The sequence below is a fragment of the Bacillus sp. FSL R5-0431 genome, assembly GCF_038002985.1.
In the GTDB taxonomy this organism is placed as follows: Bacteria; Bacillota; Bacilli; order Bacillales; family Bacillaceae; genus Bacillus.
Genome location: NZ_JBBOOG010000001.1, coordinates 3,055,002 through 3,078,777, shown reverse-complemented (window position 1 = coordinate 3,078,777; position 23,776 = coordinate 3,055,002). Strand labels below are relative to the sequence as shown.

22 protein-coding genes and 1 tRNA gene are annotated in these 23,776 nt (G+C 43.5%); 19 read left to right on the top strand and 4 right to left on the bottom strand.

Going from position 1 to position 23,776, the window contains the following annotated elements:
- Positions 1–24: 24 nt before the first annotated feature.
- On the top strand, positions 25–1,647 hold the full coding sequence (locus MKZ03_RS15945; protein WP_034660070.1) for a SulP family inorganic anion transporter: 1,623 nt from the start codon (positions 25–27) through the stop codon (positions 1,645–1,647).
- 28 nt (positions 1,648–1,675) lie between these two features.
- Here MKZ03_RS15945 and MKZ03_RS15940 read toward each other — a convergent pair whose 3' ends face one another.
- On the bottom strand, positions 1,676–2,017 hold the full coding sequence (locus MKZ03_RS15940) for a MazG nucleotide pyrophosphohydrolase domain-containing protein (RefSeq protein ID WP_034660068.1): 342 nt from the start codon (positions 2,015–2,017) through the stop codon (positions 1,676–1,678).
- Between the two features lie 136 nt (positions 2,018–2,153).
- On the opposite strand from MKZ03_RS15940, the gene MKZ03_RS15935 reads away from it, so the two are divergent.
- Positions 2,154–2,732 carry an LOG family protein gene (locus MKZ03_RS15935; RefSeq protein WP_307500289.1) on the top strand — a complete coding sequence of 193 codons (579 nt, stop codon included), beginning with the start codon at positions 2,154–2,156 and terminating at the stop codon, positions 2,730–2,732.
- A 59-nt stretch (positions 2,733–2,791) separates the two neighbouring features.
- Here the strand turns inward: MKZ03_RS15935 and clpP are convergent, their stop codons facing one another.
- Positions 2,792–3,388, bottom strand: a complete 597-nt coding sequence (gene clpP, locus MKZ03_RS15930) for an ATP-dependent Clp endopeptidase proteolytic subunit ClpP (protein WP_034660066.1) — start codon at positions 3,386–3,388, stop codon at positions 2,792–2,794.
- Positions 3,389–3,640: 252 nt separating this feature from the next.
- Here clpP and MKZ03_RS15925 point away from each other — a divergent pair.
- From MKZ03_RS15925 to abc-f, 9 genes are all read left to right on the top strand, one after another.
- Positions 3,641–3,716, top strand: a tRNA-Arg gene (locus MKZ03_RS15925).
- Between the two features lie 372 nt (positions 3,717–4,088).
- Positions 4,089–4,979, top strand: coding sequence for an ABC transporter substrate-binding protein (locus tag MKZ03_RS15920; RefSeq protein ID WP_341032633.1), 891 nt, complete (start codon positions 4,089–4,091; stop codon positions 4,977–4,979).
- 168 nt (positions 4,980–5,147) lie between these two features.
- On the top strand, positions 5,148–6,317 hold the full coding sequence (locus MKZ03_RS15915) for a macrolide family glycosyltransferase (RefSeq protein WP_341032397.1): 1,170 nt from the start codon (positions 5,148–5,150) through the stop codon (positions 6,315–6,317).
- A gap of 121 nt (positions 6,318–6,438) precedes the next feature.
- The gene (gene nikA, locus MKZ03_RS15910) at positions 6,439–8,070 is read left to right on the top strand and encodes a nickel ABC transporter substrate-binding protein (protein WP_341032394.1); all 1,632 of its coding nucleotides are present in this window, start codon (positions 6,439–6,441) and stop codon (positions 8,068–8,070) included.
- A 15-nt stretch (positions 8,071–8,085) separates the two neighbouring features.
- Positions 8,086–9,015, top strand: coding sequence for a nickel/cobalt ABC transporter permease (gene opp1B, locus MKZ03_RS15905; protein ID WP_307500286.1), 930 nt, complete (start codon positions 8,086–8,088; stop codon positions 9,013–9,015).
- A 5-nt stretch (positions 9,016–9,020) separates the two neighbouring features.
- Positions 9,021–9,908 (top strand): nickel/cobalt ABC transporter permease, encoded by an 888-nt coding sequence (opp1C, locus tag MKZ03_RS15900; RefSeq protein ID WP_034660710.1) that lies wholly within the window; start codon positions 9,021–9,023, stop codon positions 9,906–9,908.
- The gene (locus tag MKZ03_RS15895) at positions 9,871–10,689 is read left to right on the top strand and encodes an ABC transporter ATP-binding protein (protein WP_307500285.1); all 819 of its coding nucleotides are present in this window, start codon (positions 9,871–9,873) and stop codon (positions 10,687–10,689) included. Before opp1C ends, MKZ03_RS15895 begins: the two co-directional genes overlap by 38 nt.
- Positions 10,683–11,453 carry an ABC transporter ATP-binding protein gene (locus MKZ03_RS15890; RefSeq protein WP_060597346.1) on the top strand — a complete coding sequence of 257 codons (771 nt, stop codon included), beginning with the start codon at positions 10,683–10,685 and terminating at the stop codon, positions 11,451–11,453. The genes MKZ03_RS15895 and MKZ03_RS15890 overlap by 7 nt, the downstream gene beginning before the upstream one ends.
- Before the next feature lie 334 nt (positions 11,454–11,787).
- Complete coding sequence (gene abc-f, locus MKZ03_RS15885) at positions 11,788–13,347, top strand: ribosomal protection-like ABC-F family protein (protein WP_341032390.1); 1,560 nt, start codon at positions 11,788–11,790, stop codon at positions 13,345–13,347.
- A gap of 15 nt (positions 13,348–13,362) precedes the next feature.
- Here the strand turns inward: abc-f and MKZ03_RS15880 are convergent, their stop codons facing one another.
- Positions 13,363–14,772 carry a polysaccharide deacetylase family protein gene (locus tag MKZ03_RS15880; protein WP_066030339.1) on the bottom strand — a complete coding sequence of 470 codons (1,410 nt, stop codon included), beginning with the start codon at positions 14,770–14,772 and terminating at the stop codon, positions 13,363–13,365.
- A gap of 322 nt (positions 14,773–15,094) precedes the next feature.
- Between MKZ03_RS15880 and MKZ03_RS15875 the strand changes: the two genes are divergently transcribed.
- From MKZ03_RS15875 to MKZ03_RS15860, 4 genes are all read left to right on the top strand, one after another.
- Positions 15,095–16,123, top strand: a complete 1,029-nt coding sequence (locus MKZ03_RS15875; RefSeq protein WP_170938418.1) for a FecCD family ABC transporter permease — start codon at positions 15,095–15,097, stop codon at positions 16,121–16,123.
- Positions 16,120–17,121 carry a FecCD family ABC transporter permease gene (locus MKZ03_RS15870; RefSeq protein ID WP_341032387.1) on the top strand — a complete coding sequence of 334 codons (1,002 nt, stop codon included), beginning with the start codon at positions 16,120–16,122 and terminating at the stop codon, positions 17,119–17,121. Before MKZ03_RS15875 ends, MKZ03_RS15870 begins: the two co-directional genes overlap by 4 nt.
- A 17-nt stretch (positions 17,122–17,138) precedes the next feature.
- Complete coding sequence (locus MKZ03_RS15865; RefSeq protein ID WP_060597722.1) at positions 17,139–18,044, top strand: iron-hydroxamate ABC transporter substrate-binding protein; 906 nt, start codon at positions 17,139–17,141, stop codon at positions 18,042–18,044.
- A gap of 139 nt (positions 18,045–18,183) precedes the next feature.
- The gene (locus MKZ03_RS15860) at positions 18,184–18,408 is read left to right on the top strand and encodes a phage holin (protein WP_034660052.1); all 225 of its coding nucleotides are present in this window, start codon (positions 18,184–18,186) and stop codon (positions 18,406–18,408) included.
- Positions 18,409–18,496: 88 nt separating this feature from the next.
- Here MKZ03_RS15860 and slrR read toward each other — a convergent pair whose 3' ends face one another.
- Positions 18,497–18,967: an HTH-type transcriptional regulator SlrR gene (slrR, locus tag MKZ03_RS15855; RefSeq protein WP_034660051.1), complete on the bottom strand. Its 471-nt coding sequence runs from the start codon at positions 18,965–18,967 to the stop codon at positions 18,497–18,499.
- A gap of 258 nt (positions 18,968–19,225) precedes the next feature.
- Between slrR and MKZ03_RS15850 the strand changes: the two genes are divergently transcribed.
- From MKZ03_RS15850 to MKZ03_RS15835, 4 genes are all read left to right on the top strand, one after another.
- Positions 19,226–19,957, top strand: coding sequence for a YveK family protein (locus MKZ03_RS15850; protein ID WP_034660050.1), 732 nt, complete (start codon positions 19,226–19,228; stop codon positions 19,955–19,957).
- The gene (locus tag MKZ03_RS15845) at positions 19,947–20,630 is read left to right on the top strand and encodes a CpsD/CapB family tyrosine-protein kinase (protein WP_034660048.1); all 684 of its coding nucleotides are present in this window, start codon (positions 19,947–19,949) and stop codon (positions 20,628–20,630) included. The genes MKZ03_RS15850 and MKZ03_RS15845 overlap by 11 nt, the downstream gene beginning before the upstream one ends.
- A 164-nt stretch (positions 20,631–20,794) precedes the next feature.
- The gene (locus tag MKZ03_RS15840) at positions 20,795–22,669 is read left to right on the top strand and encodes a polysaccharide biosynthesis protein (protein ID WP_341032384.1); all 1,875 of its coding nucleotides are present in this window, start codon (positions 20,795–20,797) and stop codon (positions 22,667–22,669) included.
- Positions 22,635–23,774, top strand: a complete 1,140-nt coding sequence (locus tag MKZ03_RS15835) for a glycosyltransferase family 4 protein (RefSeq protein WP_307500279.1) — start codon at positions 22,635–22,637, stop codon at positions 23,772–23,774. Before MKZ03_RS15840 ends, MKZ03_RS15835 begins: the two co-directional genes overlap by 35 nt.
- The last annotated feature ends 2 nt before the right edge of the window (positions 23,775–23,776 follow it).

Sequence of the window (23,776 nt, the reverse complement as noted above, 5' to 3'; positions counted from 1 at the left end):
ACTTGAAGGAGGCCAACACATACCATGCGTTTTTATGGAAGATTTGAAGGATATGATTCATCAAAGTTTAGACGCGATTTAATCGCTGGGCTTGTCGTGGGCGTTGTGGCAATTCCTTTAGGCATGGCTTTTGCCATTGCATCTGGTGTCGGACCAGAATATGGATTATACACAGTCATCGTTGCCGGCATTTTGATTTCATTGTTTGGTGGTTCAAAGTATCAGATCGGCGGGCCGACTGGGGCGTTTGTTCCGATTTTATTTGGTATCGTCAGCCAGTATGGTATCGAAAACTTACTCATAGCCGGTTTTATGGCAGGCTGTATGCTTGTATTATTCGGAATATTCAAACTAGGGAAGCTCATGAAATTTATTCCTCGTCCGGTTATCATCGGCTTTACTGCTGGCATTGCTGTCATTATTTTTTCAGGGCAGATTGCCAACTTCCTCGGATTAAAGGGTGTTGAAAAGCATGAAAGCTTTTTCCTCAATATGAGAGAAATTGTGGTCCATCTCGGTACCGCAAACAGTCTTGCCATCATCACAGCCGTTATTGGGCTCATCGTGATTGTGGCGGCTCAAAAATACATTCCCAAAATACCTGGTGCTCTATTAGGTCTATTGGCTTCAACGTTTCTAGCTGTTCTCTTTTTCCAAGGACAAGTTGAAACGATCGGCTCGGCATATGGGGAAATTCCTCGTCAGCTGCCAAGCTTCGCTTTTCCTGAATTAACGATTGAAAAAATGATATACCTCCTGCCTCCAGCGATTGTCATTGCACTTTTAGGCGGAGTGGAGTCAATCTTGTCAGCTATGGTTGCTGATAATATGAAAGGCTCAAAGCATGACAGCAATAAGGAGCTTGTCGGACAAGGGATCGCCAATATGGCGGCACCGCTGTTCGGAGGAATTCCGGCGACTGGGGCGATTGCCCGTACGGCAACAAACATCAAAAATGGCGGAGCAAGCCCGATTTCTGGTGTGGTACATGGCGTCGTCGTGCTGCTTATCTTAATGCTATTTGCGCCATATGCGTCGATGATTCCACTTGCTGCGATGGCACCGATTTTAATGTTTGTGGCTTGGAATATGAGTGAGAAAAAAGAGTTTATCAATATTGTAAAAGTGAAAAATGCGGATTCACTTGTACTTGTTGTGACCTTCCTGCTGACGGTCATCGGTGATTTGATTATTGGCGTCACCGCAGGTCTCATTTTAGCATTTATCGCTTTTATCAAAAAAATGAGCCAGACGACCAGCATTCATACTAATGTTGCGGTTCCCCAAATGGAAACGGCAGCTGCTTTAGAAAAACAGACAGACCAGCGAGGCATCAGTATGTACTCCATTGAAGGGCCGCTGTTTTTCGGAACAACAGATTCATTGGAAAATTCGATTTTGGACCATGTTCAGACAAAGCCGAAAACGCTCATTCTGCTCATGAATAAAGTCAATTATATGGACACATCAGCAGAAGCGGTTCTGATGAATATCTCCAATCGTTTAAAGCATCATAATGGAAAGCTGATGATTGTCGGACTTCAATCACAGCCTAAAGAGCTTTTGCGTCGAACGGGTCTTTTTCATCATATTGGAAAGCAGCATTTCTTTGAACGAACAGATGATATCTCGCCACAGCAGTTATAAGGTGGAAAAAAAGCACGTGCCAATGTGGTCACGTGCTTTTCACTTGCTCTATTTCTTCTGAAAAACGCTTTGTGAGTTTCTGTTGATGAGAGGAGAAGACCTCTTCTACTGTGACATCATAGAGATTGGCTAAAATAAGTAGATTCGCTAACACATCACCCATTTCTTCAACGAGTTCTTTCTTCAACTCGGATGATTTTTGTCTTTGCTCATCAGGCCGGTCACGTCCGATCTCTATTGCTCTAACAGCACGAGCGAGTTCTCCCGTTTCTTCCATGAGGAAGCCTAACCGGATAAACGGCCCGTATTTTGTCCAATTTCTCATTTCATAAAAATCCTTGATCCACTTCTCCATCTCCGTTGTTTGCATTTTCTTTATACAGCTCCTTATATGGTGTTTGCCTTTTGATTTTACACTATATATAGATGGATCGGCTGTTTTTTTACAATTAATTATAGTAGAATGAGTGGGAGAAGAAATCATAGAGAGAGATGGAGCTGTTCTGATGAAAACGATTTGTGTGTTTGCTGGTTCGAATCCAGGCGTGAAGGACGTCTACAAACAAAAGGCTGTAGAGCTGGGGACTTATATGGCAGAGCAAGACATCCGTCTTGTATACGGCGGTTCACGAATTGGATTAATGGGTGCCATTGCAGATGAGGTTTTAAGACAAGGCGGGCAAGTGATTGGGGTCATGCCTAAGGGGCTTTTTAGAGGAGAAGTTGTGCATCAAGAGCTGACAGAATTAATCGAGGTAACAGGAATGCATGAACGAAAAGCGAAAATGAGCGAGCTGGCTGATGGATTTATTGCGATGCCCGGCGGCTTTGGTACATATGAAGAATTATTTGAGGTGCTATGCTGGGCACAAATCGGCATCCACCAAAAGCCAATCGGCTTGTATCAAGTGAATGAGTATTTCAATCCGCTCATTGACATGGTGAAGTTTAGTGTACAGGAAGGTTTTTCGAATGAATCACACCTTCAATTGTTACATGCTTCCAGCGAATCGGAGGAATTAATCACGCAGATGGCTTCTTATCAAACACCATCTCTTCAGCAGAAATGGACAGAGTTGTCTTAAAGCGTTTTTGAATCACAAAAAACCGTCTGTTCAAGGAGCAGACGGTTTGTTTTGTCATATTATTTTTGTTCTTCTGAATTACGGGTCAAGACTTTGTCAATAAGTCCGTATTCAAGTGCTTCTTCCGCTGTTTTGAAGTTGTCACGATCTGTATCGCGCTCAATCACTTCAATTGGCTGACCAGTACGTTCAGCAAGTACTTGGTTCAGTTTATCGCGTAAAGAAAGGATTCGTTTTGCCGCAATTTCAATTTCTGTTGCTTGACCTTGGGCACCACCTAGTGGTTGGTGAATCATGACTTCACTGTTTGGAAGGGCATAACGCTTACCTTTTTCACCAGCAGCAAGCAGGAACGCACCCATAGATGCAGCCATACCAATACAAATGGTTGATACCTTTGGTTTAATAAATTGCATCGTATCGTAAATGGCCATACCAGCTGTGATCGAACCGCCAGGGCTGTTAATGTAGATAGAGATATCTTTCTCTGGATCTTCAGCTTCTAAGAAAAGCAGCTGTGACACGATGGAGTTGGCAACATTGTCATCGATCGCAGAACCAAGCATGATAATACGGTCTTTTAAAAGACGAGAATAAATGTCGTAAGCTCTTTCCCCACGATTTGTTTGCTCAATGACTGTAGGTATTAAATTCATAATGTTCCTCCTTCACCTTTTAGGTAAGTATGTAATTCAATGATACATTTTTGGTCAATAAAGGTCAAACAAAACGCTGACCTAAATTCAAATACCCCTATCCATTTTCCCCAAAATCATTCCACTTCAAACCATCATATTAGTCTATGTATCCAAAAGAAGAAAATACATGTTCAGGACTGATGATTAATCATTGCTTTCTTGCAGCATTTCCCTTATAATTTGATATGCTGACGTTCAAAAATATATCGTGCGCTCGTAGCTCAGTTGGATAGAGCGGTGGTTTCCGGTACCACGTCTGCCGGGGGTTCGAATCCCTCCGAGCGCGTACTTGATCTTGTTCACGATCGATAAAGATCCAATGAAACCCTCTCCTTTGAGAGGGTTTTCAGATTGTTGACAAAGGGCTAAAATGATCTTTATTTTAGCCCTTTGTCTTCTTTTCAGCGTGATAGAAAACCTTTGAAGTCTAGGAAGGACGAGCACCGAAGCGGAGCGAATTTAACATTCGTGAGCATCGGCGCACAGGACTGACACCGAATGCGAGGGTTTGTCTACACGCTGAAACCCTCTCCTTTGAGAGGGTTTTTTCGTTTACACATATATATCATTCACTTTTAAAATTTTTCATTTATGACTAGCCATTTATGCTATAATTAATAATCATTCTCAATTAAAGGTGGTTTCACTAGTGAAAAAAATGATTTGGCTGGTCAGTCTGCTGGCATTATTATTAGTGGCATGCGGGCAGAAAGAGAATAAAGAGAAAGCAGCAAGTACACGTACATATACAACTGAAACGGGTGAAAAGATCACCATTCCCGCCAAGCCGAAGCGTGTTGTTGTGTTAACAGCGCAGCTTGGAAATTTTAAAAAGTTAGGTGTGACACCTGTTGGCATGACAGATGTTTACCCAGAATCGTCGTTTTTAGATGAATCAGGTGTGAAGCGTGTACCGATCGAAAATGTGGAGGCGATTGCCAAGCTAAAGCCTGATTTGATCATTGCATATTCCCAAAACGAACAGATTGAAAAGTATAAAAAGATTGCCAAAACGATCACGTTTACGACAAGTGAACACAGCTTCAAAGAGATGCATATTGAAATCGGAAAGATTCTTGGAAAAGAAGCGTTAGCGAAAAAACAAATACAAGAAATGGACGAGCAGCTGAAGAAAGACGGCAAAGAGGTCAAAGCAAAAATTGGTGATGACAAGACGTTCTCCATTATGGACGTGCAGCCAAAGCAAGTTTACTTATTTGGTACAGACTTTGGCCGCGGCGGGGAAGTCATCTATCAAGGCTATGGGTTCAGCTTGCCTGAAAAGGCAGAAAAAGCTCTTCCGAAAGAAGGCTATCTTGGTATTTCATTAGAAGAGATGAACCAGTATACAGGTGACTATTTACTTGTACCCACAAAGGATGGAAAAGCACCGAATCTTGATATCACAAACAGCGGTGTATGGAAAAAGAATCGAGCGGTGAAGCAGGGACATGTTCTTTATTATTCAATCAACGAATTTATCTATGCAGATCCGATCTCAATTGAAAAACAGTCTGCTGCGTTTAAACAAATGCTGCTCAAAAAATAATAGAAAAAAGACAAAGCACATAACATGGGGCTTTGTCTTTTTTCTTCTTGTCATCTCTTAAAATACTGGCCATAAGACTCATTTCTTCCCTTTACAGGCGTATTTGTTGAGCCTGCTAGCTGTATATGATTAACATGGAAGAGAATTGACAATGAGGAGGGATTTCTTGTGGCGAAGATTTTATTGATTACATTTCCCGCTGAAGGGCACGTGAACCCTATGTTAGGGATCATCAAAGCATGGGCGGATCGAGGAGATGAAGTACATGCGGTCACAACTGTACATTATGAGCAGCGAATCAAACGCTTAGGAGCTCACGTACATAAACATCCAGACTATATTCGTACATTACATGTGGATGAAGGAAATCTCGATTCCATGCAGCCGTTCTTTCATGCCATGCTGCAAACATCATTTGATATTTTAGAGGTGGTGGAAACACTTTCTCAGCAGCATTCATTTGATTTTGTCTATTTTGATATGTTTGGGGCAGGGGAGCTTGTTCGAGATTACTTACAAATTCCAGGGATCGGCTCAAACCCATCTTTTGTGCTGCAAGAGGCGCATTTTGATACACCGCTATACAGAAAGGATGAGAAAGCCGATCGTCTGTTAGAAAACATACAAGAGCGTTTTGGCGTTCAGCCAACGCGTTTGATGCAATTCATGAAAAACCGCGGAGAGCTCAATATCGTGTATACAAGTGAATATTTCCAGCCGTCTGTCGATGCAGTGAACGACTCGTTTGTTTTCATTGGACCGAGCTTTCTAAAAAGGGCAGATCAGCATGATTTCCCGCTGGAAGCACTTGAGCAAGAAAAAGTCGTCTTTATTTCGATGGGCACCGTACTTGGGGATACAGAAGCATTTTTTAATATGTGTATTGATGCCTTTGTTGACTTTGATGGAAAAGTGGTGCTCGCAACAGGTGAAAAAGTGGATCGGTCTCTCTTGAAAGAGGCGCCTTCTCATTTTCTGATAGAACCTTATGTACCGCAGCTTGAAGTGCTTGAGCTGACAGATGTGTTTGTGACCCATGGCGGAATGAACAGTGTCAATGAAGGCATTCATTATCACGTTCCGATGGTCGTCATTCCGGTCGACAAAGATCAGCCGATGGTCGCACAAAGACTGACAGAGCTATCTGCTGCCCGTGCACTTGATAAAGATCAGCTGACAGCAAAGCAGCTAAGAGAAACCGTGGAATCTGTTCTGGGAAGTGACACGTACCGTGCTGGGATTGAAAAAATTGAAGAAAGCTTCCAAACAGCAGGTGGAACAGAAAAAGCATTGCGGGTAATCGATCAATTGTTGCAAACGAAACAGACTCAATCGTGAGTCTGTTTTTTTGATAAAAAAGAGATTGTATTCCCCATTTCTGTATGATATTATTCAATTCGTAATCATTTCGATTAATAATCGTAATGATTACGATAATATAAATTTGGGGGAAGTACATATGAGTGATCAGCCTGTTTACATAAAGAAAAAGCAATCCTATGTAACATACATCTTGATGCTGTTTTCAGTCATGGCATGTTTTTTATTGACATCATGCTCTGATAATAAAGCATCTTCCAGCATGAATGACAGAGAAGAAGATGAGCTGGTGTATGCAAGTACAAAAGATATAAGGGACATCAATCCCCATTTATATGGTGGAGAGATGGCCGCTCAAAATATGGTGTTTGAATCGCTTGTCGTCAATACAGAGAAAGGCGTTCAGCCTGCCTTAGCGAAGAGCTGGGATATTTCAAAAGATGGAAGAACCTACACCTTTCACCTTCGAAAAGGCGTGACTTTTTCAGATGGCGAGCCTTTTAATGCAAAGGCAGTGAAAATGAACATGGACGCTGTCGTCAAAAATATTGAAAAGAACGCTTGGCTTAATCTCGTATCCGAAATCAAATCCACAAAGGCGGTGGATGACGATACATTTGTTCTTACGTTAAAGGAGCCTTATTACCCTACGTTAGAAGAACTGGGCTTAACACGCCCCTTCCGTTTTATTTCTCCAAAAAGCTTCATTGATGGAACGACAGCAAAAGGAGTTCAAAGCTATGCAGGCACAGGTCCTTATGTGCTAAAGGAACATAAAAAAAATCAATATGCCGTTTTTAAAGCGAATGACCACTACTGGGGGAAAAAGCCAAAAATTTCAACAGTAAAGTGGAAAGTCATGCCGGATCACCAAACGATTTTACTTGCCCTGCAAAAAGGAGAGATTGATCTCTTATTTGGAGCAGATGGCGACATGATCGACGGAGACTCATTCCAGGCTTTAAAGGAAGCAGGTCATTACGGTGTGACCGTGAGTCCTCCTGTTGGTTCAAGATCGATCGTCATCAATTCAAACCAGCCAATGACAAAAGATCCGAAAGTCAGAGAAGCGTTTCAATATGCCATTCAAAAAGAGATGATCACAAAAGGCATTTTAAATGGAACGGAACAGGTGGCACATACGCTGCTTGCCCCGTCCGTTCCTTACGCAGATATCCCGCTGAAAAAGAAAACCTATCAAAAAGAGAAAGCAGAGGCATTACTGGATGAGGCAGGCTGGAAGCTGAAAGAAGACGGCTACCGCTATCAAAATGGCAAAAGGCTGAGTGTCGCCATTTACTATAATTCCGATAATGCAGGTGAAAGAACGATAAGTGAATCCATTCAACAAGATTTCAAGCAAGTGGGGATCAAGCTGGATATTAGAGGAGAAGAAAAACAGGCGTTTTTAGATCGCCAAAAAACAGGGAAATTCGATCTGATGTACTCGCTATCGTGGGGACTTCCTTATGATCCACAAACCTATGTTTCTTCGTTCCGCGTAGCATCGCATGCTGATTATCAAGCCCAGTTAGGATTGAAGAAGAAAAAGTGGCTGGACGAGACGATTACGAAAGTATTGGTAGAACCAGATGAGCAAAAGCGGAAACAAATGTATCGAGACATCTTGACGTATATCCATGATGAAAATGTCTACATCCCAATTTCTTATTCTGTGACAAAGGCTGTTTATAATAAGCGCCTGAAAGGCATAGGTTTTCATGTGTCACAGTATGAAATTCCCTTTGACCGTATGTATTTTTCTTCATAAAGCGGAGGCAGAAAGATGACACGCTATCTCTTAAAACGAATATTACTGCTTTTCCCACTCATGATCTTCATCACCTTCTTTGCTTTTGTACTGCTGACGATGCGGGCAAGTGATCCAGCTGAGGTCGCTTTGCGGGTGAATCAAGTCACTCCAACAGAAGACATGATTGAATCGATGCGGCAGGAGCTAGGCTTAGATCAGCCATTTCTTAAACGATATGCCACATGGCTTAAAGATGGATTAACAGGTGATTTTGGCAGGAGTTATGTTACACAAGAGCCAGTTTTTGATCTCATCATGGAGGCGCTGCCTGCCACATTGCAGCTTGCAGGAGCAGCGCTCTTTTTCATCATTGTATTGAGTTTGTTATTCGGAGTGATCTGTGCATATGCTGCTCATACATGGGTGGACCGAGTACTGAGAGCCTTTGTGTTTATCGCTGCTTCAATGCCTAGTTTTTGGTTAGGGATTTTGTTTATTTGGCTTTTTTCTGTCAAATTCAATTGGGTCAATACGAGTGGAATGGAAGGATTCAAATCAATTCTTCTACCAGCTGTCACACTATCACTTGGGTACTTATCAACCTATGTGAGGCTGATCCGCAATCAAATCCTGAAATTTCAGCACGAGCCCTTTGTTTTTTATGCAAGAGCTCGCGGTTTAAAGGAACGGGCTGTTCAACTGAAAGTGATGAGACATGCACTTCAATTAGCTGTGACAGCACTTGGCATGTCTATCCCAAAACTCATTGCTGGCACAGTTATTATTGAAAATCTTTTTGCTTGGCCAGGGGTTGGCCGGTTGTGTGTAACAGCTATTTTCCATGCCGATTTCCCTATGATTCAAGCCTATTTATTTGTGATGGGGTTCCTTTTTGTTGTGTGTAACCTCATGGCTGATGTTGTGCAAATGACCATGAATCCGCAGTTGCGAAAGGAGGTCTGAGAATGATGATAGGATGGCATCAATTAAGAAAAGACCGTATGGCTGTTGTTTCTATCTGGCTGTTAGCACTTGTCGCTTTAGCAGGACTGTTTGCACCAGTGTTAGCACCACATGATCCAACAGAAACGAACATTCTTCAAAAATATGCCGGCATCAGCCTGACTTATCCGCTCGGAACGGATCAGCTCGGGAGATGCGTATTGTCACGGCTTTTATATGGCATTCGGACTACGATGCTTGCGGCCATGCTGACGATGTGTATCACGATGCTCATTGGCAGCACACTTGGACTCATGGCGGGCTTCTTCCGAGGAAAAGTGGATGGCGTGTTGATGAGACTGTGTGATGTTATGCTCTCCTTCCCAGCAGAAGTGATGATTCTAGCTGTTGTGGGGATACTGGGGCCTGGATTATTCAATATTATTTTGGCGAATGTCCTAGCGAAATGGGCCTGGTATACAAGAATGATTCGTTCGTCCGTTCTGCAGTATGCGAATGAACCATCTGTTCAGTATGTAAAAGTGTCTGGCGGCTCCCCATTTTACATACTGAGGAAGCATTTATTTCCTCGCATTTCAGGAGAAATTGCTGTCTTTGCGACACTTGATGCGGGCTGGGTCATCTTAAATATATCTGCTCTGTCTTTTCTTGGGTTAGGCGTGAGCGCACCTACACCGGAATGGGGGATGATGCTCAACGAAGCGAAGAATGTCATGGTGACACATCCAGCCCATATGCTTGCGCCTGGACTTGCCATCTTATTTGTGGTCATGGCGCTGAACTTTTTAGGAGACAGCCTTCAGCAGGCCACGACCCCTGCCATGCATCACAACAATCAAAAGGGAGGGAGACCATTTGCCTTTCATCGACGTAAAAAATCTGTCCGTACATGATCCAGTGCAGCAAAAGGATTTAGTGGCGAACATAACGTTCTCCCTGCAGCAACAACGTTGTTTAGCTGTTATTGGAGAAAGTGGAAGCGGAAAATCAACCGTCGCAAAAGCGTTAATTGGCTTGATTCCTTCTTCGCTAGAAGTGGAGGGAGCGATCATGTTTGACGGCGAAACATTGACAACTCAGACAGCTGAGCAGTGGCGAGGCAAACGAATTGGCTTCATCTCACAAGATGCGATGAATGCGTTCAATCCCATCGAAACCATTGGTCATCAAATGATGGAAACGTTCCAGCGTCATTTGGGCTTACAAGGAAAAGAAGGGAAAGCACATGCCATCGCAGGACTTGAGCGTGTTCATTTAAAAAATCCAAATGAATTGTTGAAGCAATATCCTTATGAATTATCTGGCGGTATGCTTCAGCGAGTGATGATTGCGATCACGATGATGCTTTCTCCTGATGTGATCATTGCCGATGAGCCAACGGCGTCGCTTGATGCATATAATCGGCGTGAAGTCATCATGCAATTACAGAGGCTGAAAGAAGAAACAGGCGCGGCCTTGATCATCATTTCGCATGATTTAGGCGTCGTTCAGGCGATCGCTGACGAGGTGTTGGTGATGCATCAAGGGGAGATGCTTGAGCATCGCCCAGCTGAGAAGGTATTCACATCGCCTGAGCATCCTCAAACGAAGCATTTACTTGAGACGAGGCGCCGATTATCTGCGCCTCTTGAAGCACTGCGGCAGCAGCAGAGAGTGAGGGCATTTCCATGTTGATTACAGCTGATAGCCTCATCAAACATGGAGAGAAGAAAGGTTTCTTCTCTCGACAAATGCAGTCAAAACCACGCATATCAAACGTCTCGTTTGAAATCGAAAAAGGACAATGTGCCGGGTTAGTCGGTGAGAGCGGCAGCGGCAAAAGTACATTGGCAAGAATTCTGCTCGGTTTAGAAAAAATAGATGGCGGCAAGGTACAGATTGATGGAAAGCCAGCTGACACATGGCGAAAGATGAACCTTGGAAAAATGAGTGTTGTCTTTCAGGATTATCGATCTTCTGTTCACCCCTCCTTTACGGTGAAAGAAATCGTTGCTGAGCCTATGCGATTGTTAAAGCAGGAAAAAAATGTGGATCAGAAGGTTTTATCGTTGCTTGAACAAGTCAGACTACCCTCTTCTTTGCTGTATCAATATGCACATCAGCTAAGCGGCGGTCAGCTCCAGCGAGTGTGCATCGCACGAGCCATATCAACGCATCCAGCCATTCTCATACTAGACGAAGTCCTGAGCTCACTGGATGTCTCTGTTCAGGTGCAAATATTGGAGCTGCTCGAGACATTAAAACAAGAGCTAGACATGACCATCCTTATGATTACTCATGATATAGAAGCGGCGGTGTATCTATGTGATCGTCTCCTTTTTTTACATGAAGGAAGCATAGTGGAAGAATGCAAAAAGGATGAACTGCTTGATGCGGTCCATCCATTTACGCTGAAATTAATGGACTCACTTATGCCATTTCAGCTTGACAAAAAATAACCAATCTTTTATCGTATACGTAACAAACGACGGAAGGGTGACCCAATGCAATGAAGTACTAATCCTATGACCTGTAAGCAAAATGAAAAAACGAAGGCAGTGAGCAAACGATTGGTTTGCCATGTTTGCTGCGTTTTTATTTTTTAGCTTCGGAATAGGATGGTACAGCTTGGGAATCAAAGAATGAGGTGATTGATACAGGGGATGTGTGTGTTCAGATAGGAATGCGGCACGTCATCCTGGATTGATCTGCTTATTTTTGTACACCATTTTGCCTCCTATTCTGAGAATGGGGGGCTTTTTCATGTCTCCTGATACGAAAGGAGAGGGTTGGATGTTAGTAAAAGCCAATCAGTTAAAGATTTTTCGAAAAGATCGATTGTTATTTGATATTGAGGAGCTTGCCATCCATCAAAGTGACCGCATCGGACTTGTTGGAACAAATGGCAGCGGGAAAACGACTTTATTGCATGTGCTGGCGGGGCAAGAGAAACCAGACAGTGGCACGTTTGTTGCCACAACGACCTGCACACTGCTTCCTCAGCTGAAACAAGCGGATGGCACACAGAGCGGTGGTGAGATGACCCAGACTTATATTGAAAGCGCGTTAAACCGTCCTTCTGCCCTTTTATTAGCAGATGAACCAACGACTCATTTAGATACTGAGCACATTGAGTGGCTGGAAGAGAAGCTGCATCATTATCAAGGGGCCTTCATTGTCGTTTCACATGATCGTGCTTTTTTAGATGCGGTATGTACGGAGATTTGGGAGCTGGATCATGGACGGCTTAATCAATACAAAGGCAACTACTCGCAATTTGCACAGCAAAAAGAGCTGGCGCATCGTCAGCAGGTGGAAGCGTACGAAGCTTATACACAAAAGAAAAAACAGTTAGAGCATGCGCTTGAAAAGAAAAAGAAAAAAGCCGACAAAGCAACAAAGCCATCCCAAAAGCTGAAATCCTCAGGACCAAAAATTGCAAAGCCCTACTATGCAAATAAGCAAAAAAAGCTGCAAAAAACAGCCAAATCCATTGAGACAAGGATGGAGAAATTAGAAAAGGTTGAGAAAGTAAAAGACATTCAGCCCATTCAAATGACTCAGCATACAATGAAGGAAGTAGCGAGCCGTACCATTTTGCGAGTGAAAAATATAGATGGCAAGGCGGGCGATCAATTGCTTTGGAAGCAGGCGAATGTGGAAGTGAGAGGCGGGGACAAGGTCGCCATTATCGGCAAGAATGGGAGCGGGAAAACGACATTTCTCCGAATGCTAGTGAATGGGCATCCCGGAGTGTCTCGCTCAGAAGCTGTCAAGCTCGGCTATTTTCGTCAGGATCTTTCAGGATTGAAGGTAGATGAATCGATTTTACAAAATGCGCTGAAAGAGGCTGTTCAAGATGAGACAGTGGTACGAACGGTTTTAGCGAGACTCGGATTTCGAGGGGATGATGTGCATAAACCTGTTAGGGTGTTAAGCGGGGGAGAACGGGTGAAGACCATGCTTGCGTCCTTGCTTGTCAGCGATGCCAATGTCCTCATGCTGGATGAACCGACGAACTTTCTAGATCTGGCGGCAGTTGAAGCGCTTGAAGGTCTATTGAAGGATTACCCGGGTACCGTTGTGTTTGTTTCCCACGATCGCAGACTGATTGAGAAGGTGGCCACTCGTATTTTCCATGTTCACGAAAAACGAATTGAAGCATTTGACGGAACATATGAAGCGTATAAACAAAAGGACGACAAACCAGCTGTTACACAAAGAGAAGAGGAGCTTCTTTTAATTGATATGCAGCTGTCTGAAGTGCTCAGCCGTTTAAGTATTGAGCCGTCTCAGGAGCTGGAAGAGACATTTCAAGCATTATTGAAACAAAAGAAGTCTTTGGAGTCATAAAGAAAACCCCTGTGTTTACTGCACAGGGGCTTGTTCATGCCGTTCTTTTGTTAATTGTTCAAGTTCACTTACTGTGACCAGCTGATAGCCTTGTTTGGTGAGCTCATGGATGATCTTCACTGCTGCTTGAGCTGAGCTGTCATAAATATCGTGCATTAACACTGTTCTGCCATCTGCTGCATGTGAGAGAACGTGGTTTGTGATCTGCTGGCTGTTGCGAATTTTCCAATCCTCTGGATCAACATCCCATAAAGAGACCTTCATCCCAACCGCTTGATTGATGTCTTGATTTGTTCCACCATATGGCGGTCTAAAGTGCGTAGGTGTATACCCGCTCGCTTTCTCAATCAACTGCTGGGTGTCCTTCACTTGTTTCACCGCCTCCTTTAAAGGCAGTCTTGTTAATAAAGGATGACTGTAAGAATGGTTTCCGATTTCATTCCCGCCTTTTAGAATATCTGCAAGCATACTAGGATAATACTGCACCCTGCTGCCTAATACGAAAAAGGTCGCATGTCCTTTATTTGCCTTTAATGCATCTAAAATTTTTGATGTTGTCGCTGGGTTCGGACCATCATCAAATGTGAGGGCGATGGCTTTTTTATTTGGGTCAAGCTTTGATTTTTGCGGCAGCTTGACGGCTTTTCTTTTCGGATTTGGTTCTTTCATTTCATTTTGGTTATTGGTTTTATTCATATATTCTGGCTTTAATATATCTTTCAGCAGCGTCTTTTTAATCGCGAGTGTTTGCGGACCAAGATCCTTGTCGGCTACTTGAGATGCTGGGAAATAAAATTCTACATATTTCTCTTTCAAGGCAAATTGACTGAAGTTTTGAGCAGTAGGGGCTGTTCCTTTCTGAAGGAGAGTCTGATCCTTAGATAAGGTTTTGTCCTTTAGAAGCTCTGAATATGTAATGTAGGATAATTTCTTCAAAAAGTTGGTTTTAGGCAGAAATAAATCTTTTGTGTCAAGAAAGGTTTTTTTCTGAAAATCATAGTTGATCGTGAGATGATTGGTGGTCCCATTTTGCTGACCTGTATAGGTATAAGTCGTAAAGCGAATAGCAGCAGACTGCTTCGCATAATGCACCATATCATAATCAATATTCAGTTCAAAGCGTTTGTTTTCATCGATGTCCTTGGCTTCACTAAACGTCTTTTTGAAATGCTCTAATGCTGAATTGGCGTAGCTTTGAATCTTGTCATCTAGCTGTTTTTGATGAAAAAGAGGATAGTTGACTGCATATCTCATAAATTTCCCGTCATTTACGAGAGTAACGATTTCGACATTTTTATAGTTCGTATCCTGCTTTACATTTTTCTTCTCTGTACCGCTTGCTTGTTGATTTTGAAAGAAAGCAACGACTCCAATGATGATCGCAAGTGCAAATAGGCTGATACTCCATTTTCCCTTTAATGACACAACGTTCAAATCTCCTCTCATGACGGGCCATTCTTTATCAGTTTGACATCTGTTTGTAATATTTTTATAACATTTGACTTACTTTTGTAATTTTAGAGGATGTTCAGGCGGAATGTCAACTATTTTCCTATTAAACTATGAGAAAAAATGATAGGCCATTCCAAACGAGCAAAAGACACCTCATTTTGCTGCCACGCACATACCTTCATTAATTAAAAAAAAGGGCGTACATTGATTTTTCAGAGGCAGACGGCTATAATTTTGATGATTATGATTCTCATTTTCAAACTGACTTTTAATGAAGAAAAGGATGACACCGATTTTGCAGGATAAGCGAACACCTCAACAAAAACGATCATCACATATTCTGTTCTTTTTGATATTTTTTCTCGCCGTCATTGGTTTGGCGGCTGCCATGTTTTTGGCTGTGTCATATGGTGCCAAAACATTGTCTCTGCAAACGGTTTGGACAGCTGTATTTGACTATCAGTCAGATGTCACAGAGCAGCAGATCATCCATGAATTAAGACTTCCTCGTGTTTTAGGAGCAGCTCTTGTTGGAGCGGCATTTGCCGTAGCAGGTGCGCTCATGCAGGGCATCACAAGAAACCCGCTGGCAGATGCGGGGATTCTGGGCATTAATGGCGGTGCGATGTTTGTGGTCGCTCTCTGTTTTGCCTTTTTCCCAGAAATGCCTTATTCGGCACTTATGTTTTTTTCCTTTATTGGTGCAGTGCTTAGTACGCTGCTGATCTTTGCGATTGGGGCGGCTGGTGGAGTTTTGACACCGCTGCGCTTAACTGTAGCAGGAGCCGTTGTGGCTGCATTGCTTCATGCACTTAGCTCTGGGATCGCGATTTATTTTGACTTGAGCCAGGACCTTGCGTTTTGGTATGCAGGCGGTGTGGCTGGTGTGAAATGGCCGCAGCTGACGATTCTTGCCCCAGTCATTCTGATAGTGATCGTATGGGCGATGCTATTAGGGCGTTCACTGTCGCTGCTGTCGCTCGGTGAAGATGTAGCGGCAAATTTAGGGGTGAAAACACGACAAGTGCGAATACTAGGAATGGCAGCTGCCGTATTATTAGCAGGGGTTTCTGTATCAGCAGTCGGATCGATTGGGTTTGTCGGTCTTGTCATCCCGCATATTGCAAGAAAGCTGGTTGGTGTAAACTATCGTTTCGTCATTCCGATGTCGGCGATATTAGGCGCGGTGCTGCTAGTCTTTGCTGACCTTGCCAGCCGCACCGTTAATCCGCCCCGAGAGCTTGCCATTGGCGTGATGGTGGCACTTGTCGGTGTTCCTTTCTTCTTATATATTGCCAGAAAAGAAGGGAGGAACCTGTCATGAGAGAGAAACAGCGGGCTCTTGTCGTGACAGTCGTTTTGCTTTGTTTGACTGCGGCTGTTGTGCTGTATAGCTTAAATACCGGCACGCTGAAACTAAGTCCTCTTGTGGTCGTCAAAACGTTATTCGGCTTTGGGGATTTTCAAAGTGAAACGGTGCTGTTTGACTATCGTCTGCCTCGAATCGTGGTGACGATGCTGGCGGGAATTGGTCTTGGCATTGCGGGCGGCATTTTGCAGAGCTTATCTCGTAACCCGCTGGCCGATCCAGGAATTATTGGACTGAATGCAGGAGCAGCATTTGGCTTAATCGTGTTTGTGACGTATTTCCATGCACTAGAAGGCAATCCATCTCTTCTTATTCCGCTCTTTACATTTGGCGGAGGGCTTCTTGCGGCAGCGGTCATCGTGCTTCTGGCGTATGACCGGCAGGAAGGGCTTGTTCCCATCCGGCTGATCCTAGTAGGAATTGCGGTTGCGGCGGGATTCAGTGCTTTGACGTTATATTTGTCATTGAAGCTGGATGAAGATACTTACACATTTGCTTCAAGATGGCTTGTCGGTAATGTCTGGGGGAGAGACTGGATTCATGTGTTAGCGCTTCTGCCTTGGATTGTATGCCTTGTGCCCCTTACGCTGATGCAGTCAAACACGCTCAATGCATTGACATTAGGAGATGCTGTCGCCTCAAGTGTAGGTGTACGTGTCCAGCGTCAGCGTCTCCTTTTGCTGACCTTAGCTGTTGGTTTGGCGGGTGCAAGTGTTTCGATGACAGGCGGTATTGGTTTTATTGGACTTGTCGCTCCGCATTTGGCAAGGCGGCTTGTCGGCTCACTCCATCAGTATTTTTTACCGGTTAGTGCGCTGCTTGGCTTGTTGATTTTGGTCAGTGCCGATACAATAGGACGTTCCATCTTTGCCCCAAATGCCATACCAGCGGGTGTGGTTGTGGCTTTTATTGGCGCACCTTATTTTCTCTATTTATTAACAAAAACGAAATAAACGTGAAAGAGGAACTCATCATGAAAAAATTACTTGTGCTTGGTTTAACGCTCTGTTTCATTATGCTTGCCGCTTGTGGTCAACAGGAAACAAAGAATACAACAACTCAAAATGATCATGGAACACCGAAAATTGCTTCCTTGTCTATCCATTTAACCAATGACTTATTAGCACTCGGTATCAAGCCGGCAGGCTCTGTTGTAGGAGGGGACTTAAAAGATTTCCTTCCACATGCGAAAAAGCAGCTGAGTGGTACGAAGAAGCTGGGCATCGCAGCCGATCCCGATATGGAGTCACTGCTTGCATTACAACCAGATGTCATTTATGTCGATGAAGAACTAGCTGGACAAGACTTATCGAAATATAAGAAAATCGCCAAAACGGAAGTGTTTAATTTAAATGACGGCACTTGGCGTGATCATTTGAAAAAAATCGGCAAGCTCGTCAATAAAGAAAAAGAAGCCGATCAATATATTCAGGATTACAATCAAGAAGCAAAAGAAGTCAAATCGCTCATCAAACAAAAGATTGGAAACGGGAAAGTAATGGCGATCCGTGTGACGGCAAAGGAGCTTCGAGTATTTAGCATGAAGCGCCCAATGGGTCCTATTTTATACGAGGATTTAGGTCTGACACCTGTCGATGGTGTGAAGAAACTGGACAGCAAGCGGCCATTTGAAGTGATTTCTCAAGAGGTTCTTCCTGACTATGATGCAGATGCTATCTTTGTCGTCGTGAATCGTGATGATAAAGCGCAGCAGGCATTCAAGCAATTAGAAAAGACTCCGATTTGGAAGGGTCTAAAAGCCGTGAAGAAAAATCAAGTCTATCCGATTGCCGATCAGCCATGGCTCGATTACTCAGCACTAGGCAATAAAATGGCATTGGATGAAGCAAAAGAGATGTTTTCTACATCAAAATAAAATGAAATCAGGCATCATTCCTTATATGGGAATGATGTCTCTTTTTTTGATCCGGTCTTCTATTCATTCGGTTTTTGCATACATATGAGAGAGAACGAGCAGTACCGCCCGTGAAGGGGAAGAAAGGGGGGGGATACAGTTGAAGGTTCAAAAAATTAGTGCAGGTACAATCGCAAGGCTTGTGCTGCTTTTGCTCGCGCTTGTCAACAGTGCTCTAACCGCTGCGGGAAAAAGCCCAATTCCTATTGATGAAGAAGGTATTCAGCAATTTATCACGTTAGCCTTTCTTGGGATTACATCACTATGGGCCTATTGGAAAAACAATGATATAACGAAAAAAGCACGAACAAAAAAAGAAGAATAAGAGAAAAAAGAGCCTTTTCATGATAAAAGGCTCTTTTTCAGCGAAGCGTCAAACGCCTCTCCCCGCAATTTGACTCTTCCTGAAAGGCTTACGCCCGTCGTTCTCCCATGTTGGCGAGGAATGCTTTTACTTCCTCAATGCTTAAGCCGATAGCCTTCGCCTCACTCATCAGACGCTTCCACTCTGATATATTCGAATCAGTCAGCTTTCTATGAGTGACATGTAACGTCTTTTCTTCCTGCTCCTTTCGGTACGTTTGGAGCAGCTGATAGAGTTCTTCTTTCGGCATGCCGGATTGGACGGCATTGACAATATGCTCCCGCCATTCGTGTTCACCACCCTCAGAGTAATGAAACATCATCGTCTCTGCATCAAACAGCTCTTGTAAATCAATTTCTAGTGAAGAGGATACCTTTTTTAAAAACTGGACAGATGGATTTCTGTGGACACCACGCTCAATTTTACTCAAATACGACTTAGAGACATGGGCATCTTCAGCCAGCTGCTGAATGGAGTATCCTTTCCTCTTTCGGTAAATGCGTATCACCTTTCCTATCATTCTTATCAATGATCTCCCTTCTCCCTGGCGAATCGTACTGCGACCTTTTCGTTCATTATAAGAAATAAATTGTTCTTTATAAAATTCAAAAACGTAAGAAACAGGAAGTAAACAAAAGAAAACGAACGATTTCGTTCTTTAAAAAGAACTATAAGACCTATTATGACATTTTTCTTTGCGGGTATTATCTTTTATAATCCAATCATTAACAAAAAGAAACCATATATAACCTTTTTATGATGAAATCGGGAGGTATCTATGAATGAGAATATAGGTTTTAAGCAGCTGTTTTCTGTCATTAAAGAGAAAATGGCCCTTCTGATCCTGATTGTCCTGATCGTAACGGGCACTTCAGCCTACTATCAGTTCTATGTCTCGACTCCTGTATATCAGGCAACCACTCAAATTCTTGTTCATAAACGCAGCAATGACGCACAAGCAAACTTAAACGATATTCAGATGAACCTTCAATATACACGTACCTTTCAAGTTTTATTAAAAAGTCCGATCGTCATTGAAAAAGTAAAAGAAACACTCAACCTCACAGAATCAGCTGAAGGATTAAAACACAAAATTGCCACAAGTACAGAAAATGAGTCTGAGGTCATCAATATTTCTGTACAAGATGAGGATCGCGCAAAGGCAGTCGCCATTGCGAATACCGCAACAGAGGTGCTGCAAGAAGAAATCAAAAAAACCATGAATATGGATCGCATTAATGTTTTGTCTGAAGCCAAGCTGTCCAATACGATTCTCATGAATTCAAGAAAATTCGTTCATATCGTTCTGGCACTAGGTGCCTCTTTATTAGGGGGGATGACACTCATTTTCTTAATGAATTTACTCGATGATACTGTAAAACGAACACATCAAATAAGAGAAGAGATCGGATTGCCGTCGCTCGGAAGTGTCTATCAGATGCAGGCAGACAGGAGGGCAAAAAAAGACAAGCAGTCCGTCATAACGGGAGGACAGAACATTGATCTTTAAGAGGAAGAAAAGAGAAAAGAGAGATTTATCCTGTATTTCTGTATTAAATCCTCACTCTGTCATTGCAGAACAATTCCGTACAATCCGAACGAACATCGAATTCACATCAATCCAAACAAGGCTGAAATCCATATTGGTGACATCCTCCTTGCCGAAGGAAGGGAAATCATTTACGGCTGCAAACCTAGCAGCTGTTTTTGCACAGCAGAAAAAGCGGGTGCTGCTGATGGATGCTGATTTGCGAAAGCCGTCTGTTCATGAATATTTTGACCTGAGTCATCACACGGGCTTGACCAATGTGCTATTAAATAATTGCAGCTTGGAGGAAGCTATTTTGCCTACACCCATTGAGCATTTAGAGCTGCTTCCGAGCGGAACCATTCCGCCGAATCCAGCTGAGCTGCTCTCCTCTTCTGTCATGAAGCAGCTGTTTTATGAAATTGAACAGCAATATGACATGGTGATTGTTGATTCCGCGCCGCTTCTGCCAGTGGCCGATGCAAAGATCCTGGCGAACCGGACCGATGGGAGCATTCTTGTTGTCTTAAGCGGCAAAACAAAGATAGCGGCTGTGAAGAAATCAAAAGAAGTGTTAGAAGGAACAACAGGTAAACTGCTTGGGGCTATGCTAAATGGCAAGAAAGAGAAAAAGGGAAGGCTGTATATGTATTAACAAGATTGATAGGTGATGTCTCCTAATCTTTAACAATGGAGGCACTCGATCCTGCTGTGGGCATGACAAATGCCTTAGATGCTCGTCATCAATAGTGGGGTGTGAGGACGGGTTTGATGCCCATTTTACGTAAGAATAGTGATGTTGAAAAAGGGGGAGGAGCGTTGACTTACGCCCAAAGATTATCAATCATCGTGGCACTAGATTCATATCTCATCTTAGTGGCTGTCTTTTTTGGCTTTCAATTTGTCCAAGAAGCGGCGTTAACTGTTTATACATTTGAAATGCTCGTCATTTCTTCGCTCAGTCTGCTCATTGGGCACCATTTGTTTTCGTATATTTTTCACGTGTACAAGCAAGTATGGGCTTATACAGGGGTAAGAGAGCTATTTTCTTTAATGAAGACCTTTGTGTGTTCTTTTTTATTTTCAATGGCAATGCTGTACCTTTTCGTGCAGACATGGCCCTTTCGGTTTTTGTTCATTGTGTGGCTTTTCCACGTATTATTCATCGGTGCATCTCGAATGGCCTCTCGGCTATTTCATGATGGTGCAAAGCGGCTGCAGGTAGAAAAGGAGCGGGCCTTAATCATTGGCGCCGGATCAGCTGGGACCATCATCGTTCGTCAGCTTCAGCAATCGAGTGATGTACATATTGAACCAGTCGCCTTCATAGATGATGACAAGACGAAGCATAAGCTTGAAATCATGGGACTGCCTGTTCTAGGGGGAAAAGAACAGATTCAAACAGCTGTTGTGATGATGGATATTCAAAAGATCATCATCGCCATTCCGTCCAAAAGCAGCCATACCTTAAAAGGGCTGTATAAGGAATGCGTAGCGACTGGGGTCAAAACGCAGATCATGCCAGAGATGGAGCAGATTTTAAAAGGAACTCATGCGCTGAATCAATTACGGGATGTACAGCCAGAGGATTTACTCGGAAGAGAACCGATTCAATTAGATTCAAGCCGTCTATCTGTCCATTTAAAGGGGAAAACGATTATGGTCACAGGGGCAGGCGGATCGATTGGGTCAGAAATCTGTCGTCAAATTTGTGTGTTTGCTCCTCAAGCGATTGTGCTTGTGGGACACGGGGAATTTAGCATTCATTCTATTTTACTAGAGCTGAAAGAAATTTATGGGGACACCATCAGTCTCTATCCACAAATTGCAGATATCCAAGATAAACAGAAAATGAGTGAAATCGTTGGTCAGTTTCAGCCGGATATGATTTATCATGCCGCGGCACATAAGCATGTCCCGCTCATGGAGATCAGTCCAAAAGAAGCAGTGAAAAACAATATTATCGGGACAAAAAATATCGCAGAAGCTGCACATGAGCACGGCATTGAAACATTCGTCCTCATTTCCTCTGACAAAGCGGTCAATCCTGCCAATGTGATGGGCGCCACAAAGCGATTTGCTGAAATGCTGATCATGCAAATGGGGGCAGGCAGTGAAACAAAATTTGTAGCGGTTCGATTTGGAAATGTACTCGGAAGCAGGGGAAGCGTCATCCCTATTTTTAAGAAACAGATCGAACAAGGCGGGCCGGTCACGGTCACGCACCCAGCGATGACAAGGTATTTTATGACCATTCCAGAAGCATCAAGGCTTGTCATTCAGGCGGGTGCATTGGCAGAAGGAAGACAGATTTTTGTATTAGATATGGGGGAACCAGTGAAAATTGTTGACCTCGCAGAAAACCTCATTCACCTCTCAGGCTATACCACAGACCAGATTCCGATTACGTTCACAGGCATTCGTCCTGGGGAGAAAATGTATGAAGAATTACTCAACCAGCATGAAAAAGCACAGGAACAAATTTTCCCGAAAATTCATATCGGCCATGCGCTGGATGGGAATCCATATGTGCTGAACCGCTTTATCCATGAATTTGACATGATGAGTGAAGAGCAAATGAGAGAAGCATTGTTTGCTGCCATCGAATCGCATGATTTGTTGTCTGAACAGATGACCAGAGAGGAGGAAGCGCTTGCCAATGAAGAAAAAAGTCTTGTTTTGCGCAACGGTTGACTATCATTTTAAGGCATTTCACCTTCCATATTTCCGGTGGTTTCAGGAACAAGAATGGGAAGTGCATACAGCAGCAAATGGTCAGCTGGAGCTGCCCTATGTGGATCAAGCGCACTCAATTCCGATTCAGCGCTCCCCTTTTCATGTGCACAACCGGTTTGCGTATGTGGAGCTGAAGAAGCTGTTAGCGAAAGAGCACTACGACTTCATCCATTGTCACACCCCAATGGGGAGTGTCATTGGCAGACTCGCAGCCAAAGGCGCGCGCAAAAAAGGGACGAAGGTTCTTTACACAGCACATGGCTTTCACTTTTGGCAGGGGGCGCCGCTTCAAAACTGGCTGCTCTATTATCCGATTGAGCGATGGCTCGCCCGTCATACAGACGCTCTGATCACCATTAATGGAGAAGATTTTAAAAGAGCAGATCGTCTATCAAAAGAGCGGGCATCTGTCTATTATGTTCCGGGTATGGGTGTGGATATGAAACGATTTGCACCAGTTAATCAAAAAGAGAAGCAGCGTCTTCGTGCAGTCTATGGCTTTTCCTCGGAAGATTTTATTGTGCTGTGTGCTGGCGAATTAAATGCGAATAAAAACCAAGGGATGCTCATCAAAGCATGTGCCCAGCTATATAGGAAAATATCAAATGTGAAGATCGTGTTTGCCGGGGAAGGCACAATGAGGCCGATGTATGAAAAGCTGGTTTGCGGGCTCCATCTTGAAAAGCATGTCCACTTTGCTGGTTTTTGCAAACAAATTGAGGAATGGATGCATATGAGTGATGTATGTGTGTCGACTAGTCTGAGAGAAGGCCTCGGCATGAATCTGCTTGAAGCGATGTCTGCGGAAAAACCAGTAATTGCAACGGAGAATAGAGGACACTGTGAGCTGATCAGACACGGCGTCAATGGTTTTCTAGTCAAACCGCATGATGTGAATGATTTGGCTGAATATTTGCACCAGCTCTATCACAAAAGGGATCAGCTGCCCCTCATGGGAAAAGCAGGACGCTCCTTAGCGCATGCATTTGCACAGGAGCAGACGGTGAGTGCTATGGAAGAAATTTATACAACCTATATGGATCAAGCAGAGAAGGTGATGTGAGC